15 protein-coding genes are annotated in these 17,791 nt (G+C 49.6%); 9 read left to right on the forward strand and 6 right to left on the reverse strand.

What is annotated here, in order from left to right; translation table 11 throughout:
• Positions 1-395: 395 nt before the first annotated feature.
• Both T495_RS0104635 and T495_RS0104640 read right to left on the reverse strand, forming a co-directional pair.
• Positions 396-926 (reverse strand): FHA domain-containing protein, encoded by a 531-nt coding sequence (locus T495_RS0104635; protein WP_028903545.1) that lies wholly within the window; start codon positions 924-926, stop codon positions 396-398.
• Entirely contained in the window at positions 927-2,021 is a 1,095-nt protein-coding gene (locus T495_RS0104640; RefSeq protein WP_028903546.1) for an SPOR domain-containing protein, read from the reverse strand.
• A gap of 109 nt (positions 2,022-2,130) precedes the next feature.
• Between T495_RS0104640 and T495_RS0104645 the strand changes: the two genes are divergently transcribed.
• Entirely contained in the window at positions 2,131-3,450 is a 1,320-nt protein-coding gene (locus tag T495_RS0104645) for a UDP-glucose/GDP-mannose dehydrogenase family protein (RefSeq protein ID WP_028903547.1), read from the forward strand.
• Positions 3,451-4,227 carry a DUF4738 domain-containing protein gene (locus tag T495_RS0104650; protein ID WP_028903548.1) on the forward strand — a complete coding sequence of 259 codons (777 nt, stop codon included), beginning with the start codon at positions 3,451-3,453 and terminating at the stop codon, positions 4,225-4,227.
• Here the strand turns inward: T495_RS0104650 and nudC are convergent.
• The gene (gene nudC, locus T495_RS0104655; protein ID WP_028903549.1) at positions 4,224-4,997 is read right to left on the reverse strand and encodes an NAD(+) diphosphatase; all 774 of its coding nucleotides are present in this window, start codon (positions 4,995-4,997) and stop codon (positions 4,224-4,226) included. The two genes, T495_RS0104650 and nudC, sit on opposite strands and share 4 nt — an antisense overlap.
• Positions 4,994-6,760 (reverse strand): bifunctional UDP-sugar hydrolase/5'-nucleotidase, encoded by a 1,767-nt coding sequence (locus tag T495_RS0104660; protein ID WP_028903550.1) that lies wholly within the window; start codon positions 6,758-6,760, stop codon positions 4,994-4,996. Before T495_RS0104660 ends, nudC begins: the two co-directional genes overlap by 4 nt.
• Positions 6,761-6,892: 132 nt before the next feature.
• On the opposite strand from T495_RS0104660, the gene T495_RS0104665 reads away from it, so the two are divergent.
• Complete coding sequence (locus T495_RS0104665) at positions 6,893-7,573, forward strand: DnaJ domain-containing protein (RefSeq protein ID WP_033148057.1); 681 nt, start codon at positions 6,893-6,895, stop codon at positions 7,571-7,573.
• Here T495_RS0104665 and kdsB read toward each other — a convergent pair.
• Positions 7,553-8,299 carry a 3-deoxy-manno-octulosonate cytidylyltransferase gene (gene kdsB / locus T495_RS0104670; RefSeq protein WP_033147792.1) on the reverse strand — a complete coding sequence of 249 codons (747 nt, stop codon included), beginning with the start codon at positions 8,297-8,299 and terminating at the stop codon, positions 7,553-7,555. The genes T495_RS0104665 and kdsB overlap by 21 nt on opposite strands.
• Positions 8,300-8,436: 137 nt before the next feature.
• On the opposite strand from kdsB, the gene T495_RS0104675 reads away from it, so the two are divergent.
• The 4 genes from T495_RS0104675 to T495_RS0104690 are packed head-to-tail and all read left to right on the forward strand — an operon-like array spanning position 8,437 to position 13,329.
• Positions 8,437-9,555, forward strand: a complete 1,119-nt coding sequence (locus tag T495_RS0104675; protein WP_033147793.1) for a phosphatidylinositol-4-phosphate 5-kinase — start codon at positions 8,437-8,439, stop codon at positions 9,553-9,555.
• A gap of 25 nt (positions 9,556-9,580) precedes the next feature.
• Positions 9,581-10,027: a YhcH/YjgK/YiaL family protein gene (locus tag T495_RS0104680; RefSeq protein WP_033147794.1), complete on the forward strand. Its 447-nt coding sequence runs from the start codon at positions 9,581-9,583 to the stop codon at positions 10,025-10,027.
• A gap of 33 nt (positions 10,028-10,060) precedes the next feature.
• Complete coding sequence (locus tag T495_RS0104685; RefSeq protein ID WP_033147795.1) at positions 10,061-12,163, forward strand: alpha amylase C-terminal domain-containing protein; 2,103 nt, start codon at positions 10,061-10,063, stop codon at positions 12,161-12,163.
• A gap of 2 nt (positions 12,164-12,165) precedes the next feature.
• A complete protein-coding gene (locus T495_RS0104690; RefSeq protein ID WP_028903556.1) occupies positions 12,166-13,329 on the forward strand; it encodes a DUF6057 family protein in 1,164 nt (387 codons plus the stop codon).
• Between the two features lie 50 nt (positions 13,330-13,379).
• Here T495_RS0104690 and T495_RS0104695 read toward each other — a convergent pair whose 3' ends face one another.
• Positions 13,380-13,724 carry a hypothetical protein gene (locus tag T495_RS0104695; RefSeq protein ID WP_033147796.1) on the reverse strand — a complete coding sequence of 115 codons (345 nt, stop codon included), beginning with the start codon at positions 13,722-13,724 and terminating at the stop codon, positions 13,380-13,382.
• Positions 13,725-13,969: 245 nt separating this feature from the next.
• Here T495_RS0104695 and T495_RS0104700 point away from each other — a divergent pair, with 245 nt between their 5' ends.
• Both T495_RS0104700 and T495_RS0104705 read left to right on the forward strand, forming a co-directional pair.
• Positions 13,970-15,946: a DUF3857 domain-containing protein gene (locus T495_RS0104700; RefSeq protein ID WP_051651855.1), complete on the forward strand. Its 1,977-nt coding sequence runs from the start codon at positions 13,970-13,972 to the stop codon at positions 15,944-15,946.
• Positions 15,943-17,781: a transglutaminase domain-containing protein gene (locus T495_RS0104705; RefSeq protein WP_033147797.1), complete on the forward strand. Its 1,839-nt coding sequence runs from the start codon at positions 15,943-15,945 to the stop codon at positions 17,779-17,781. The genes T495_RS0104700 and T495_RS0104705 overlap by 4 nt, the downstream gene beginning before the upstream one ends.
• Positions 17,782-17,791 lie beyond the last annotated feature (10 nt).

Consider the following 17,791-nt stretch of genomic DNA (forward strand, 5'->3'; position numbering starts at 1 on the left):
GCATTCTATGTAGCATTGTTGTTCACTATGGCAGTTGTCTTAATTCAGTATGCCACATCCAACGAGCAGATGCATTTTTCGACCGCATTGCTAAAGTGCGCCAGTAAATATTGGGCTTTCGCCTTTTCCTTCATGATGCTGATACTGGTGTTTATCAAATATGTTATTATGAGTTAGAAGCGAGAGGACCGTGGCGCCATCTGGCTGCACTTTGCGGTCAGGCCTTCAGGCAACAGGCGTAAGATAAGATTTCTGCTTACTTGATGAACTTCACCTTTTCGGCATTGCGGGGCTTGGCGTTGGGCTGCTCTGCTGCTGATCCTCAACCACGCGTACTATCCAGGGCTGGCGGTTGACGGCGCTGGGGGCATTATGTGAAAAAAAAGGGGTTTCTGCTATTCGTCCTCGTTGGAAGTGCGGAGGATGATAGAGGTGGCGCCGAGGGTGAAGAGGGTGCCATCGCTGATGATGCGACGCTCCTTGGGGGTGAGCTCTACATTGTCGATAAAGGTGCCGGTATTGCTGTTGTTGTCCTTCAGCGTGTAGCGCAGACCGCCTTTCTTATCGCGGCTCACGGTGATGGTGCAGTGATTGAGATCGACGCTGGGATCGACTGTCTCGAAGGCGGTGTTGGCGGGATTGCCCTTCTGATAGCGACCTATCACATTGTCGCCCATCTTCAGGGGGATGACCTGCTTGTAGTGGAACACATTCTCGATGACCACAATCGAACCGCAGCCCTGCTCGTTGGCCTGCTCGTCGGGGTTCTCGTCCTTCTGGCGCTCACGGAGCTTGCTCACACCGATACGGATGCCGAACTCCTTGCCACAATCGGGGCACTTGAATACCAACGACTGACCTGCTTCGTACTTGGTCTCGTCGAACGTGATGTACTGGTCGCACTTGGGGCAGCGTACTCTCTTCATTTATTCGCTCTTCTCGTTATATTTGTAAACCCATGACTCCTCCAGCTCCTTCTCCTTGGTTAGCTTGTGGAGCTGGTTGTAGGCATCGGCCTGATTCATGAAGTGACCATAGACGATGCGGGTTACGTTCTTATGGACATAGATTTCAGCTCCCTTGTAGCCGCGTTTGGCCAGACGGTTGATGAAATCCTCGGCATTGTGCTTGTTGACATGGCTCGCCAGTACGATGCAATAGCCTTCGCGGGCGCTATCGGCCTTGACGGCAACGGGCTTGGCTGCCTGGGCCGACGTGGCGGGCTTGATGGTATCGAGTATGGCCTCGGCAGTCTTGACGGCTGGCTTCTGGGCATCCTTGCGCTTGAAGTCGATGGCGCTGGTGTTGGTGTCCTTCGAGGTCATCATGCCAAACAGCAGCTGATTGTTCAGATTGTTGATGGTGCTCTTCATCAGATCGGTCTTGCCGGTAGGCATGGCGATGAAGAATACCGCCAGCAGGATGGCTGCTACGGCTACGGCATTGCGGATCCAGGTGAACTTGATGCGAACCACATCGTTGTCGTCCTCGTTGATATCGACCAGATTCTGCTGGAGCACGCTGTTAACCTCCGACTCGGGCTTAACGGCCTTCTCTTCGGCTACTACTTCTTGCTCCTGAGGCTGGGGCTTGCTGAGGTTGCTCAGCAGCTTCATCTCGAACGAGTTGAGACCATAGAGGCTGGGGGTGAGGATACCGGCCTCGCAGGGGGTGAACACATAGTTGCCATCCTCGTTCAGCTCTAATATACCTATATTATTAAGTTCGTAGCGACCTTCGCTCTGCAGTATCTGCTGCATCTCGTTCACCTCTTCCTCGATGCGCTGGATGGCTTCGGGGTAGCTGATGTCGTAAGCCTCGATGTACGACTGGGCCAGGAGTGAATCGTTGATCTTAAGCTGAGGGTTGAAACCTAATGTACGGAGAGGGGGGAGGAAGACCTGCTCGTCTTCCACGTATCTTGCTTCAACATGGTGCGCCATGAAGCCACCCAAGCCGGGAACTATCACGCAGTCGTTGTTGAGCAACAGTATTTCAATATGTCTGTTCAATTCAATCACGGGTGCAAAATTACTGTATTTTTTCGACATAAACAAATAAAAGATACTTAAAATGCTTGGAAAATTAAAATTTTAATGTACCTTTGCACAAAATTTTCTAGTTAACGTTATGAATATTGCTATTGTAGGAACCGGATATGTAGGTTTAGTATCAGGAACATGTTTTGCTGATACGGGTGCAAATGTCACTTGTGTAGATGTAGATGAGAACAAGATTGAGCGTCTGAAAAACGGTGAGATACCCATCTATGAACCAGGACTTGACGAACTTGTTAAGAAGAATGTGGCTGCTGGCCGACTGAAGTTTACAACTGATCTGGCCTCTGTGCTGGATGATGTGGAGATTGTATTCTCGGCTGTGGGCACTCCTCCCGATGAGGATGGCTCGGCCGATCTGAAATATGTGCTCCAGGTGGCTAAGACCATCGGACAGAACCTGAAGAAGTATGTAGTGGTGGTTACCAAGAGTACGGTGCCCGTGGGTACTGCCAAGAAGGTGCGCAAGGCCATCGAGGAAGAGCTGGAGAAGCGTGGCGTGGACATTGAGTTCGACGTGGCTTCGAACCCGGAGTTCCTGAAGGAGGGTAACGCCATCAAGGACTTTATGAGTCCTGACCGCGTAGTGGTTGGCGTGGAGAGCGAGAAGGCCAGAAAGGTGATGACCAAGCTCTATAAGCCCTTTATGATCAATAACTTCCGTGTGATCTTCATGGATATCCCATCGGCCGAGATGACTAAATATGCCGCTAACTCGATGCTGGCTACACGTATCTCGTTTATGAACGATATCGCCAACCTGTGTGAACGCGTGGGTGCCGACGTGAATATGGTGCGTGCTGGTATCGGATCGGATACGCGTATCGGACGTAAGTTCCTCTATGCTGGTTGCGGTTATGGCGGATCGTGCTTCCCCAAGGACGTGAAGGCGCTGATTAAGACTGCCGACCAGAACGGCTACTCGATGGAGGTGCTGAAGGCTGTGGAGCGTGTGAACGAAAAGCAGAAGAGCGTGCTCTTTGAGAAGCTGGTGAAGGCATTCGGCAGCGAAGAGGCCCTGAAGGGCAAGACCATTGCCATGTGGGGACTCTCGTTCAAGCCTGAGACTGACGATATGCGTGAATCGACTGCCCTCGTGATGATCGGTAAGCTGCTCGAGGCTGGCTGTAACGTGCGCGTGTACGACCCTATTGCCATGAACGAGTGTAAGCGTCGTATCGGCGAGACTGTGACTTACTGCCGCGACATGTACGATGTGGTGCTCGACGCTGATGCCCTGCTGCTGCTCACTGAGTGGAAGGAATTCCGCCTGCCAGGCTGGGGCGTGATCAAGAAGGCAATGAAGCGTCCGCTGGTTATCGATGGCCGTAACATCTTCGACATCGAGGAGCTCGACGAGAACGGCTTTGAGTATCATTGCATAGGTAAGTAAATGAAGAAACTGTTAACGATATCGATGATGATGGGTGTTCTGGTGGCTTGTAACCAGAACAACTCATCGTCGTTGCTTGATGACAAGGAGGCCAAGGCGATGCTGCAGGGTACCTGGATCGACGAGGAGAGTGGCGATGCGACCTTCCGTGTGAAGGGCGATACCATCTACTATGCCGATGCTACCAGTATGCCTTCCTATTTCCGTATCCACGGCGACTCGCTCTATCTGGCATCGGGCACTGCCTATGGTATCGTTAAGCGCACAGAGCATCTGTTCTGGTTTCACAATCAGAACGGCGACTTGCTGAAGCTGCAGAAGAGTGAGAATAGCGATGATGATGTGGAAACAGAGGCGCCCAGTGTCCTGACATACACGCATCAGGTGAAGATCGACTCGGTGGTAAGCTATAACGGCAATCGCTATCATTGGTATATCGCCATCAACCCCACCAAGTATAAGGTCACCAAACGTACGTTTAATGAAGACGGACTTGAGGTGGAAAACGTGTATTACGACAATATCATGAATGTGAGCGTTTTCCAGGGCTCGCGCAAGTTGTTCTCGAGCGATTTCCGTAAGCAGCAGTATAAAGGAATGGTGCCCGAATCGTTCCTCCAGGATGCCATCTTTGCCAATATGGCGTTCAGCCATATCGACGCCGATGGCTTACATTTCAATGCCACACTGTGCATGCCTGATGGCGCAAGCTGCTACATAGTAGAGTCGGCCATCAGTTATACGGGTGTTGCGTCGATGAAGTTGTTAGAGTACTAAGCTTTTTCGTCTAACCACGCATCGAGCAGCATTCTTGCAATCGATAATTTTTCGGGAATAGTAGGCAGGTTGTCCTTACGGAACCAGCCGCCCTTGGCTATTTCGCTGGCCTGTAGGTGGATGTCGCCTGATACATAGTCGGCATTGAATCCTACCATCAGTCCGCAGGGGTAGGGCCAGGGCTGAGAGCCGAAGTAGCGGATGTTGGTAATCCTGACGCCTGTTTCTTCGAATGCCTCGCGGGCTACTGCCTCTTCGAGGGTCTCGCCTGTCTCTACAAAGCCCGCCACCAGACCGTAGAAATCCGTGCGGAAGTTCTTGGCGCGTACCAGCAACACCTCGTCGCCCCTATGTATCAGCACAATGACTGCTGTGGCTAACTGGGGCCATACCTCCTTGCCGCACTCTGTGCATTTCTTTGAGATATCTGTCGACATCTTCATAGGGGCACCGCAAACACCACAGAACTTGGTGTTGGCATCCCAGTAAAGCAGCTCCTGGCATTTGCCTGCCTTCTGGTAGAGCGACTTCTCGAGCTTATAGTACGATTGGCGCAGGCCGCACATCTCGTAGCGGGGATTGTCGCATACGGGGCTGTCAATTTTATAGGTCTTTACCTCGATACCGTCCAGTGGCGTCACGCTCATCACGTTGGTCCATGGTTTTACCTCGGTGGGTGGTTCTTCCTGAAAGGGGATGGTATAGTTGCCATCAGCGGTTTTTTCTAACAATAAGTCTTCTTTGCAGAATACGAAATAATGTTGTTTCATTTTCCAAACAGTTGTTTACGGTCTCGCTCAAGGGCGGGTTTTACCCATGCCTCGGGCACGAATTTCCAGTTGTTGTTCTTTTGGGGGTTGATTGTTCCCAGACGTTTAATCTCTTCTGTCAGATAGTGGCGCTGGTCCAGATCGGTATGGAAGAGCACGCGGCTCTCGAGCGAATCCTGGGGGATGCCGGCACCACGTGTCAGCAACTCACCACCACCGTTGGCACGATAGCTGTTCATCACTACCTTATACCATTTCTTCTCATCAAACGGCTCGCCGTTCGACATGCGGAGTATCCTTACTTTCTGTCCGTCGGGCTTGGTCAGGTCAACCTCGTAATCGATACCGCAAGCTGAGTCGAAGTTAAATGTATAATATTGGAAACCAGTACGTTGCTGGTCTTCCTTTGAGTCGTCGTTCAGGCGCAGGGCGTGGTCGTTGGGCGAGGTCATGGTGTTGCTCCACATGTCGTACGAGAACTCCAGATGCTTCCTTACTTCCTCGCCAGTCATCTTGAGTACGAACAGCAGATTCTCAAAGCGATAGAGCTTGAACATGTCGGCCTGGGTCACCTCGCCAGCATCGATAGTGGTATCGAAAGCCAAGGGGGCGTTAAACGAGATGTCGGCCTTCGAGATGCTCATCTGCAGGTTGTGAATCAGATCGGTAAAGGCTGAATTGCCAAAGAAACTCTCGCGGGTGTAGATAGGGTTCTTGAAGTAGCCGATCTTCTGGTTGACATAGTTCTTCACCTCGTCGATGGTGGGCTGGAAGTCCTTCAGCATCTGCTTGTCAATCTTCTCGTCGAGCACGCTGACAATGTTGCCCTTGATGTCTTTCTTTACCAGGCGGCCTTCCTCGTAGGTCAGCTTAATCTCGGCTTCGGCTACATTGGCCACGTAGCACGAAGGGTCGATGCACAGCACTTTCTCGCCTGCCTTGTTGGTAATCCACATGTTGTGGACCTGATGGTCGTGGCCAAAGAAGATGATATCGAAGCCTGGTACCTCGCGGGCTACCGACTCGGTGGCGTCTTCCTCGTATTCGGCAGTCTTGATACCGCCATTCAGACCCGAGTGGAACAGACCGAAAATCAGGTCGGGCTTCTCCGTCTCTTTCACGTACTTCACCCATTTCTTGGCGCAGGCTGTCATCTCTTCAAACTCTAATCCCTTCCAGATCGACTTGTTCAGCCAGTTGGGAATGGCAGGGGTGATCATGCCGATCACCACAATCTTGACACCGTCCTTGTAGTGCACCGAGTAGGGCTTCAGGCCGTTGTAGATATGCTCTGGCCGTGCCTCTGCATTTTTATATTCCTCTTTGACGATGTTGGCACCTAACAGCGGACAGCGCACCTCGCGAATCCACTTGTCGTAAACCTTGTGGCCTGGTTCAATGTCATGATTGCCCACGGTCTCGGCATCGTACTTCATGTAATTGATGACTGTAGCTGCGATGTTCTCATTCTCAGGCATCACGTAGTTCGACCAATAGACACAAGGCTGGCCTTGCAGGATGTCGCCGTTGTCGATCAGCAGGAAGTGGTCGCTGCCGTACTTCTTGCGCTGTTGCTTGATATATGAATTGGCGCGGGTGAGTGTGCCCCTGATGGGCTTCTTCTCCATGAAGTCGTAGGGGAAGAAATGACCATGAACATCACTTGTCTCAATGACCTTGAGCTTGATGGTTTTTGTGTTCTTTGCCTCGATGGGCATTACTGCAAATAGTGCAGAAATCAGTATAACTGGAATACTTTTCATGAAAATGCTTTTAATTTTGTGTGCAAAATTACATAATTTAGTTGATATGTCCAAATATTTAACTGTTTATTTGGTGTTTGTCTGGCACATTTTTTGCTGGAAACCCGGAAAAAGAAAGAGGAGGATTTGATTATGGCATTTATTGATTATTACAAGATTTTAGGCGTTGATAAGACGATTCCGCAGAAGGATGTGAAGAAGGCTTACCTGAAACGTGCCAAGCAGTTTCATCCTGATTTGCACCCTGACGACCCCAAGGCTCAGGCTAAGTTCCAGGCCTTGCAGGAGGCGTATGATGTGATTGGTGACCCCGAAAAGCGTAAGAAGTACGACCAGTACGGTGAGAAATGGCGTGAAGCAGAACAGTTCCAGGGCTTTGGCGGTGGTCAGGGTGGTGGTAACCCGTTTGGTGGGTTCGACTTCAGTAGCTTCCAGGGGGGCGGCGGATTCTCGTCGTTCTTCGAAGACCTGTTCGGACGTAAAGGCAGGCAGGGTGGCGGCTTTGGCGGTTTCCAGGGTTTTGGTGGCACGCATCAGGCGCGCACCCATAGTGGCGAGATGAATGCGAACGTGACGATAGATCTTTACACAGCCATGCTGGGTGGAGAGGTGATTGTGACGCTGTCGAACGGGCAGAAACTGAAGTTGAAGATTAAACCCGAAACGCAGCCAGGCACCAAGGTCCGACTGCGTGGTAAGGGGTACGATAGGGGCGATGGGACTTTTGGCGATCTCATCATTACCTATCAAGTAAAACTTCCGACAAATCTGACTGAGCGTCAGAAGGATCTGTTACGCCAGATGCTCCAGTAGGAATGCTTCGGCTCTCGCTAAATCCTCGGGGGTGTCGATACCTACTGTTTCGATATCGGTCATACCTACACGGATGCGATAGCCATTCTGTAACCATCTTAACTGCTCCAGGCTCTCTGCTTTTTCCAGACTGCTCTGGGGCAGTTTCGTTACCTCGGCCAGTACTTCACGACGGTAAGCGTATATGCCTAAGTGCTTGAGGAAGGGATATTCGCCAAACCACTCGTTGCGCTCCTTGCCTCGGATATAAGGAATGACACTGCGACTGAAGTAGAGGGCAAATCCACGATTATCAGTTACAATCTTGGGGGAGTTGGGGTTCTCGATGGCTTCGATCGACTCGAACTGCTTGCCTAATGTGCCAATCTGAGTCTCGGGGGCATCGAAGAGGTGCATCAGCGTCTCTATCTGTGAGGGCTGGATGAAAGGCTCATCGCCCTGCACATTGATAATGACATCGGCGTCGGAACCTATTTTCTCGGCTGCCTCTTCAATGCGGTCGGTACCACTCTTGTGGTCGGCACGTGTCATCACGGCTTTTCCACCGAAAGCTGTCACAGCATCGAAAATACGCTGGTCGTCGGTAGCTACATATACTTCTTCGAGCACGCTCTTAACCTGCTCGTAAACTCTTTGAATCACTGTTTTTCCGCCCAGTATTGCAAGCGGCTTGCCCGGATATCTTGTAGAAGCATAACGGGCAGGAATAATAGCCATAAACTTCATAACGGGTGCAAAGGTACGAATAAAAAGTGAAAAGTGAAAAGTGAAAAGTGAAAAATTATATTAATATATTGGTAAGTAATTTGCGCACCTCGATTATTTTATTTAAATTTGCACTCTAAAATAGGATGTTTTTACAAATGAATATAAATAGAATTTCGATTATTGCACTTTCATTGATTCTGCCATTTACAGCAGATGCACAGAAGATAACACTCGGTTCGGCCGCAACAAAGGATGGCGGAGATTATCAGGGAGAAATGGTAATGGGTAAACCTCATGGTAAGGGTAAGACCGTGTATAAGAACGGTAACTGGTATGAGGGCGAATATGTGAAAGGCAAGCGCCAGGGATTTGGTATTTACTCTTTTTTTGATGGCGAGAAGTACGAAGGCGAATGGTTTCAGGATCAGCAGCATGGTAAGGGAACCTATTATTTCCAGAATAATAACCGCTATGATGGCCTCTGGTTCCGCGATTATCAGCAGGGGCACGGCATTATGTACTATTATAATGGTGATAAGTACGATGGCGAATGGAAACAGGACCGCCGTTCGGGCTATGGCGTCTATACATTCGCAAGTGGCGCTTTCTATAAAGGCTACTGGCTGAACGACAAGAAGAGCGGTAAGGGCATGTACGATTGGGGCGACGGCTCTGTTTACGATGGCGATTGGAAAGAGAATATGCGCTCGGGTAAGGGTACTTTCAAGTACGCTGGTGGAGATGTGTATATTGGTCCTTGGACTGATGACGAGATGAACGGACGTGGCATCTATAAGTTCCAGAACGGCGATGTCTATGAAGGCGATTATGTGAAAGGTGAGCGTACTGGTCAGGGCATCTTCAAGTATGCGAATGGCGATCAGTACACCGGACAGTTCTTCAAGGGCGACAAGCAGGGGCAGGGCACCTTTGTATGGAAGAACGGCGATACCTATGTGGGCATGTGGAAAGCCGACAAACAGGAGGGGCGCGGCAAGCTGACCAAGAAATGCGGTGATACCGTAGAGGGATCCTTTAAGGCTGGACAGCCCAATGGCGAGTGTATTGTTCGTTTTGCCGATGGCTCTAAGTTCAAAGGTGCTTTCAAGAATGGCCGACGTAATGGTGCTGCCATTGAGGAGGATAAGGACGGAAAACGTTTCGAGGGTACTTATGTAGATGATGTGCGTGATGGCCATTTCGTGGAGAAGGACCGAAATGGTAAGGTGACCGCTCAAGGCATCTATACCCGTGGAAGAAGACAAACAAAGTAACAAACAACTTAAATATTTACTGAGTATGATTATTGATACAATTGAAAATCTGAGCAAGTACACATCGCTTAACCCCTTGTTTGCTGATGTGGTAGCGTTTTTGGAAAATAACGATCTCCAGACCATGGAGACGGGCAAATACCCTATCAAGGATAAGGATTTGTTCCTGAATCTGCAGGTGGCCAAAGGCAAGAGCCAAGAGGCTGCTGTGCTCGAGACGCATAGAGATATGATTGATATCCAGATTCCCATCTCGGGCGAGGAGACTTTCGGTTATACACCGTTGGGCGATCTGCCCGACTTTGAGTACAATGCCGAGAAGGATATCACGAAATATGGCGAGACAAAGTCGCAGACCTATGTGACGGTAAAGCCTGGTCAGATGGTGATTTTCTTCCCTCAGGATGGTCATGCACCTTGTATTTCTGAGCAACCGGAAATCAGGAAAGCCATCTTCAAGGTGAAGGCGTAAGTAATAAAAGCATAACAAAAAACATAAAACACTATGGAAACAAAGAAACAATCTGTCAAGAAGCCTGCAACCAAGAAGGTAACTACGGCTAAGAAAGCCGTTGCAAAGAAAACAAAGCCTGTAGAACCAGAACATATCGGATTGGTTCGTAACGATTCTTGGTTGGAGCCTTTTGAAGGAGCTATCCGTGGCCGTCATGATCATGCGGTATGGAAGCTGAACCAGTTGACACAAAATGGCAAGAAATCCCTGAGCCAGTTTGCTTCGGGTCATCTTTATTTCGGACTCCATAAGTTGGCCAAGGGCTGGGTGTTCCGTGAGTGGGCACCTAACGCTACAGACATCTATCTGATTGGCGACTTCAACAACTGGCAGGAGGACGAGAAGTACCGTTGCAAGCGTATTGCCGGTACAGGCAACTGGGAGTTGAAACTCAGCGAGAAAGCCTTGAAGCACGGTCAGCTTTATAAGATGAAGGTGAAATGGAATGGGGGAGAAGGCGAACGCATTCCTGCCTGGTGCCGTCGTGTGGTTCAGGACGATAATACCAAGATATTCTCTGCTCAGGTATGGAATCCTGAGGTGAAATACGAGTTCAAGAAAAAGAACTTCAAGCCCAAGAAGAATCCGCTGCTCATCTATGAGTGCCATGTAGGTATGGGACAGGATGCTGAGAAGGTTGGTTCTTATAAGGAATTCAAGGACAACGTATTGCCACGCGTCATCAAGGATGGTTATAACTGCATCCAGGTGATGGCTATCCAGGAGCATCCCTATTATGGCTCGTTTGGCTATCACGTTTCTTCGTTCTTTGCCCCATCAAGCCGTTTTGGCACGCCTGAGGAACTGAAGGAACTCATTGATACGGCCCACAAGAACGGCGTAGCTGTGATTATGGATATCGTTCATTCGCATGCTGTGAAGAATGAGGTTGAGGGCTTGGGTAATCTGGCTGGCGACCCTAACCAGTTCTTCTATCCTGGCGATCGTCATGAGCACCCAGCCTGGGATTCGCTCTGCTTCGATTATGGTAAGGACGAGGTGCTGCACTTCCTGCTGTCAAACTGTAAGTATTGGCTTGAGGAGTTCAAATTCGACGGTTTCCGCTTCGATGGTGTTACCTCTATGCTTTATTACTCGCACGGATTGGGTGAGGCCTTTGGTGGCTATGGCGATTACTTCAATGGACATGAGGACGACAATGCCATCTGCTATCTCACCCTGGCCAACAAGCTGATACACGAGGTGAATCCTGATGCTATCACTATTGCTGAGGAGGTATCAGGTATGCCTGGTCTTGCTGCCAAGTTCGAGGACGGTGGCTATGGCTTCGACTACCGCATGGCGATGAACATTCCCGATTACTGGATTAAGACCATCAAAGAGGTGCGCGATGAGGATATCAATGTATGCTCTATCTTCTGGGAGGTTAAGAATCGCCGTCCTGACGAGAAGACCATATCATATTGCGAGAGCCATGACCAGGCACTCGTGGGCGACAAGACCATCATCTTCCGCCTGATCGATGCTGATATGTACTGGCACTTTGCCAAGAAAGACGTGAACGATATTGCCCAGCGTGGTATCGCTCTGCATAAGATGATCCGATTGGTTACCATAGCTGCTATCAATGGCGGCTACCTGAACTTCATGGGTAATGAGTTCGGACATCCTGAGTGGATTGACTTCCCACGTGAAGGAAACGGGTGGAGCTATAAGTATGCGCGTCGCCAGTGGAATCTGGTCGATAATAAGGACCTCTGCTACCATTGGTTGGGCGATTTCGACCGCGAGATGCTGAAGGTCATCAAGAGCGTACGCAACTTCCAGAATACGCCTGTGACAGAAATCTGGCATGATGATGGCGATCAGGTGCTCTGCTTTATGCGTGGCAATCTGGTGTTCGTGTTCAATTTCTCGCCCACACGCAGCTATACCGACTACGGATTCCTTGTGCCCACAGGATCGTACAAGGTAGTGCTCAATACCGATTCGAAAGACTTCGGTGGAAATGGCTTTGCCGACGACACCGTTACCCACTTCACCAACTACGATCCGCTTTATGTGTCGGATCATAAGGAGTGGCTTAAACTCTACATTCCGGCTCGTTCAGCCGTTGTATTGAAGAAAATTTAAATATGTATTATAAGAAAAAGAAACAAGAAGGTAGCGCCATGACCATACGCGTTGTGTGCGCTATCGTTTTTATCCTCTTCTCGTGGTGCTGGCTGTTCTTCTTCCAGAGCGACCTGCTGGCTATGGCGCAGCATGTTCTTAGTGGTGGACTTACCCATTACAACCGCTGGGTGGGTACTATCGTTATTACTATTGTGCTATACTTGCTGCAGCACCTGATTCATAAGTTTACACGAATCAACAAGAGTTTCTACGCGCTTACTTTCTTCCCGTCGATGCTGTTATTGGGTATGCTTACCAATATCATGCCTACACCTGATGGCAGCATTAACCACGACTTCTCAGGATGGCTGGCCATTCTGGTGCTAATAGCTTGGGGAGGGGTGGCCTTTTTGGCTAATAAGTTGCAGGAACTCGATGATGAGTCGAATCCCAGCGTGTTCTCGCATACCATGTGGTTGAATATGGTCATCATGGTGTTTCAGATGATGATAACAGCTGGCATTGGCAATACCAATGCGGTTTTCCATTACCGTATGCAGGCAGAACGCTGTCTGCTTGAAGACGATGTGGATGGCGCGCTTGATGCTGGACTGGAATCCCTGGAGTGTGACTCCAATCTGGTGATGCTCCGTATGCTGGCCTTGGCTCATCGCGATGCGCTGGGTGAGAAGTTCTTTGAGTATAAGGTGGTTGGTGACAGTAAGACGATTCTCCCAACCGATGGGCGTGCTACCTTATTATTATATCCAAAGGAACGCATCTACCAGTTTATTGGGGCTTTTCCTGCTCACCCGATGGAGCCGATGCACTACCTGAAACTGGTGCAGCATCATCTTGCACAGAAGGACTCGTTGCCTCATAAGGTGGTGAACGACTATCTGCTGACAGGCTATCTGATTGACAAGGAGATAGATACCTTTGCCCGTGAGGTGGGAAAATACTATCCGCTGAACGACAGTCTGCCCAAGCATTACCGTGAGGCCTTGGTGCTTTACACTCATCTGCGCGCCCATCCTGTAGCTGTATATCACCATCCTGTGATGGATGAAGACTACGATAACTTCCGTGAGCTGCGTGCCAAGTATCCTAAGAAGATGGAACAGAAGGGTAAGATGCAGGAAGAATACTTCGGAACTTATTGGTATTATTACTGGTACGAATAATAACTTAATCAAAATGATTGAGCCATGAGTTGAGTACCTTGCAATACGCTTCATGGGCATCCACGAAATTCTGCCCGTTGAATGGCCTCCTGGTCTTCGGCCGACAGATACTTGATGAGCCGGTGCTGCTCACTGGCCCAGAGTGAACTTGAGGCGTGTCCCGACGAGAGAATCAACGACTCAACCCCCTCGGGCTGCTGGTCTATCACATAGGCGATGGCCTGCATGGCGCCCCACGACTGTCCCAGAATCCGCCGTGAAGCAGCAACAATGGTGTCTTCTCTGATGGCTCGCCCACTATCCTGTAGTAGGTCTGATGGTCCATAAAAGGCATATAGCCCTCGGTAATGCGATGATTCTGTATCATGGTTGCAAAGATACGATTTAAAACGCATAATACAAAATAAAATGCTTATACTTTTTACTTAACACTTTTTGTTTTTGTAGGTAAAGCGTAGGTAAAGGCAAGGTAAAGGCAAGGTAAGGAGGTTCAGAGTATGTCCTTTGTAACTGTTAATCTTTTTAAATTCTGGCATGATTATTTGGTAGACTAGAAAATAGTACGTATTTTTGCTACAAAATCAATAACTTGTCTTAAAAGACTATAGTCAGACCAATGAATTTACTAACAATTTTATCTATGAAAAGAAATGTATTTCTCTTGCTGCTGGCAGTAAGTCAGGTGCTCTGTGCACAAACTGTCGAGCCTAATCTGAAGTGGGGTAAGCCTACGGACGCAGAACTGAAGATGACGGAGTATGCCGTCGACAAGGATGCTGATGCCGTGGTGTTGTTTCACAAAACAGACGTGTTCTACAACTTTGTGAATGGCGATTTCAAAGTGTGTTATGATGTGAGAACGCGTTTGAAGGTGCTGAAGCCTGATGGGAAGCGGGTGGCTGATAAGTCGATCACTTATTATGAAAACGAGACCAATCGTGTGCGCAAGGAGCAGGTGACAGGCCTGAAAGCGGTGGCCTATAATCTGGAAAACGGTAAGGTGGTGAAAACCAAGATGGAACAGGCAATGGTGCACCACGAGCGCCTGGACAAGAATCAGAAAGTGCTGAAATTCAGCGTGCCCCAGGTAAAGGTGGGTACGGTGATAGAATACGAATACCGATTGGAGAGCGATATCTATTATGATATCTATACTTGGTATGCTCAGGGCGAACTGCCAGTGCTCTATACCTACTATGATCTCTCTATCCCCGAATGGTTCAGGTTTAATATCGAGGAGACGGGTGCCTGTCCGGTGGAAAAGAAGATGGACGGCGGTTCCATGCAGCTGCATTTTAATGGTGGCAATGAGACACTGAGCACCCAGAACTACCGCTTTACCGCTCGCAACCTGCCTGCACTTAAAGCCGATGGCTATGTGTGGTGTGTGGAGAATTATGGCAACAAGGTGACGGCTGAGTTGGGTGGTATCTATATCCCCGGCGCCGTGCACAAAAACTATACCACCACCTGGGCAGAGATTGACAAACAGCTGATGGAAGATGGTGATTTTGGTGGACGCCTGAAGAATAGCAGTCCGCTGAAGGCGGATATCGTGAGTGCCGGCATCCCGGGGATCGCTGACAAGAGCGAACGCTTTGCTGCCGTGTGGAAACTGCTGAAGAGCAAGGTGCGCTGGAATGGCAACTACGCTTTCTGGGGCAAATCGGCTTCTAAGATTCTGAAGGAAGGAACGGGCACCAATGCCGACATCAACTTCCTGCTCATCAATATGCTTCATGATGCTAATATCGAGGCAGTGCCAGTGGTGCTGCGAACCCGTAACAAAGGCTTCCTGCCGCTGACACACGCCAGTATGAAATTTCTCACAACCTTTGTGGTGGGCATGCATCTGGCTGACGATAAGTGGACGTTTTTTGATGCCTCGTCGGAGGATGGCTATCTGAACGTGCTGCCAGCCAAGTTGTTAGTGGAGCGTGCCCGAATCATTAAAAAGGATGGTCAGGGCGACTGGGTTGACCTGATGGCTGTGGCACATGGCAGAGAGGCTACCTCTATTGAGGTTAGCCTGAATGCAAACGGTTTGCTGGAAGGCACCCGAACGCGTGTGTTGACTGAGGAGGCAGCTGCTATGCTACGTAAAAACTGGCGTGAGGCAAAAGATAGTGTGGAACAGATTCATAAACTACAAGAGAAGGGTGGCATGGAAATAAAAAGCTACCAGCTGGATGGACAACACGATTTCTCATCGCAGCTGACGGAGACTATGGGCTTTACCAAGCAATGTGATACCGCTGGTGAGCTCATCTTCCTCAATCCGCTAGTCTTCGCGCCAATGTCCGAGGCGCCCTTCACAGCTGCTGAACGCCATCTGCCCATCGAGCTCCCCTATAAGCAGGCTGAGGCGATTAATGTTGTTATTAAACTGCCCGAGGGGTATATGGTTGAGGATATGCCACGTCCGGTGGTTTTGAAATACGATGGTATGACAGCACGTATTGGTACAAGTATCGATGGACAAGTGTTGACAGCGCAATTCCTGTTTAAGATTGGTAAGACCTTCTATCCGGTTAGTAGCTATCAGGATGTCAAGGCCTTCCTCGACAAGCTGACGGAGTGCTGCAAGAATATGGTTACCATTAAGAAAGTGGGATGAGAAAGTTCGGCGTTTTGTGTGTTGCCTTGGTGTCGGCGTCGTCCCTTTGGGCTCAGAAAGCTGTAGTGGAGGAGTGGACCACCCAGGTGGAGTGCCATACACCCGTGCATGCCACACAGGATTTTAAAACGGTGACCACTATCCAAAATGAGCATGGTGCGTCGTTGGCGCTCTTTGTGTGTTCGTGTAGCAAGAACGACAAGTTGACCAGCTTTAAGGGGCAGGTGACTGACGCTTCGGGGCGAGTTATCCGTAAGATTAAGGAGAGCGAACTGAACAAAACAGAGTATTCGCCTTATCTGGCCATCGACGATTATAAGCTGTACTTCGACTATACGCCGCCTGTTTATCCTGTCACAATCACCTACGAATGGACCATCGACAGTCGCAACAACTTGATTGAATTCCCTGGTTTCTGGCCCCAGACGGACTATGATGTGAGCGTGAAAAAGGCTTCCTACAAGCTGCAGGCACCGAAGGGAATGCAGGTGCGCTATGCCCTGCAGAATATGGATGCCAAGGTGGAACAGACCGATGGGACTAACGATACCGAGATATTCTCGGTACAGGTAGAGAATCTGCCTGCGCTGAAACAGGAGCCTTATAGCCGGCCATTGCGAGAGCGACTGCCCGTGGCACGCTTTGCTCCTACCGTTTTCGAATACTACGACTCTTATGGCAGTCTGGCCAGCTGGACTGACTATGGCAAGTGGGAATACAGTTTGATTCAGGGGCGTGATGTGCTCTCGGATGCAGAGCGACAGGTGTTGCATGAACTGACAGACGGACTAAAGACCGATCGCGAGAAGGTTGAGGCCATCTATCAACGGTTGGAAAAGACCACCCGCTATGTGGCGGTACTTCTGGGTATTGGTGGTCAACAGCCTGCTCCGGCAGCCCATGTGAGCAAGAATGGATTTGGCGACTGTAAAGGCTTGTCGAACTATATGCGTGCCATGCTCAAGGAGGTGGGCATACCTGCTTACTATACCACCATCAGTACCGACAACCCTAGGCTGCTGAGGGATTTTGCCAGTGTAGGGCAGATGAACCATGTTATCCTGCAGGTGCCTCTGCAGAACGATACACTCTGGCTGGAGTGTACCAATCCACAGTTGCCTATGGGCTATGTGCACGAGGATATTGCAGGGCATGATGCGATAGAGATTAGTGAGCAGGGTGGGCGACTGGTGCGCCTGCCTGTCTATGCTGATAGCACGAACCTGATGCAAAATGACATTAGCATTCAACTCTCGGCTCTGGGTGATGCCGACATCGCCATTGAGCAGCATACAGCCAATCGTCAGTATGAAAGCCTTATTCCGCTCTTGAAAATGGATGAGAAAGACCGTAGGAAGGTGTTACTGCAGATGGTTCGTACACCACAGGCAGAGATCAGGCAATTGCACGTGAGTGAGGATGGTGCCAACATCAGGCTTGCTGCCGATATACATAGCCAGAAGTATGCTACTCAGGCTGGGCAGCGTCTTATGGTGCCCATCTGTCCTGTTCATCGTGGTTATACTGTGCCCAGCGCTACAACGGCACGTGTAGGTGATATCTTCCGTGAGATGGGGTATCTGGATGTGGATGATATAGAGCTAACCATACCGGATGGGTATGAACTCGAGGTGCGTCCCAAGGATATGCAGATAGATAATGCTTTTGCCACCTTCGCATTTACGTTGCAAGTTGAGGGGCGTCATATCCATGTCCGCAACCGTTTGCTGATGAAATCGGGGACATTCGACAAGGCGCTCTATCCTGAACTGGTGAAGGTGATGCGCGCTATCGCTGACATCTATAGTCAAAAAGTGGTGCTAAAGAAAATATAACGCAAAAAAA

This window comes from Prevotella sp. P6B1 (assembly GCF_000702825.1).
Lineage (GTDB): Bacteria > Bacteroidota > Bacteroidia > Bacteroidales > Bacteroidaceae > Prevotella.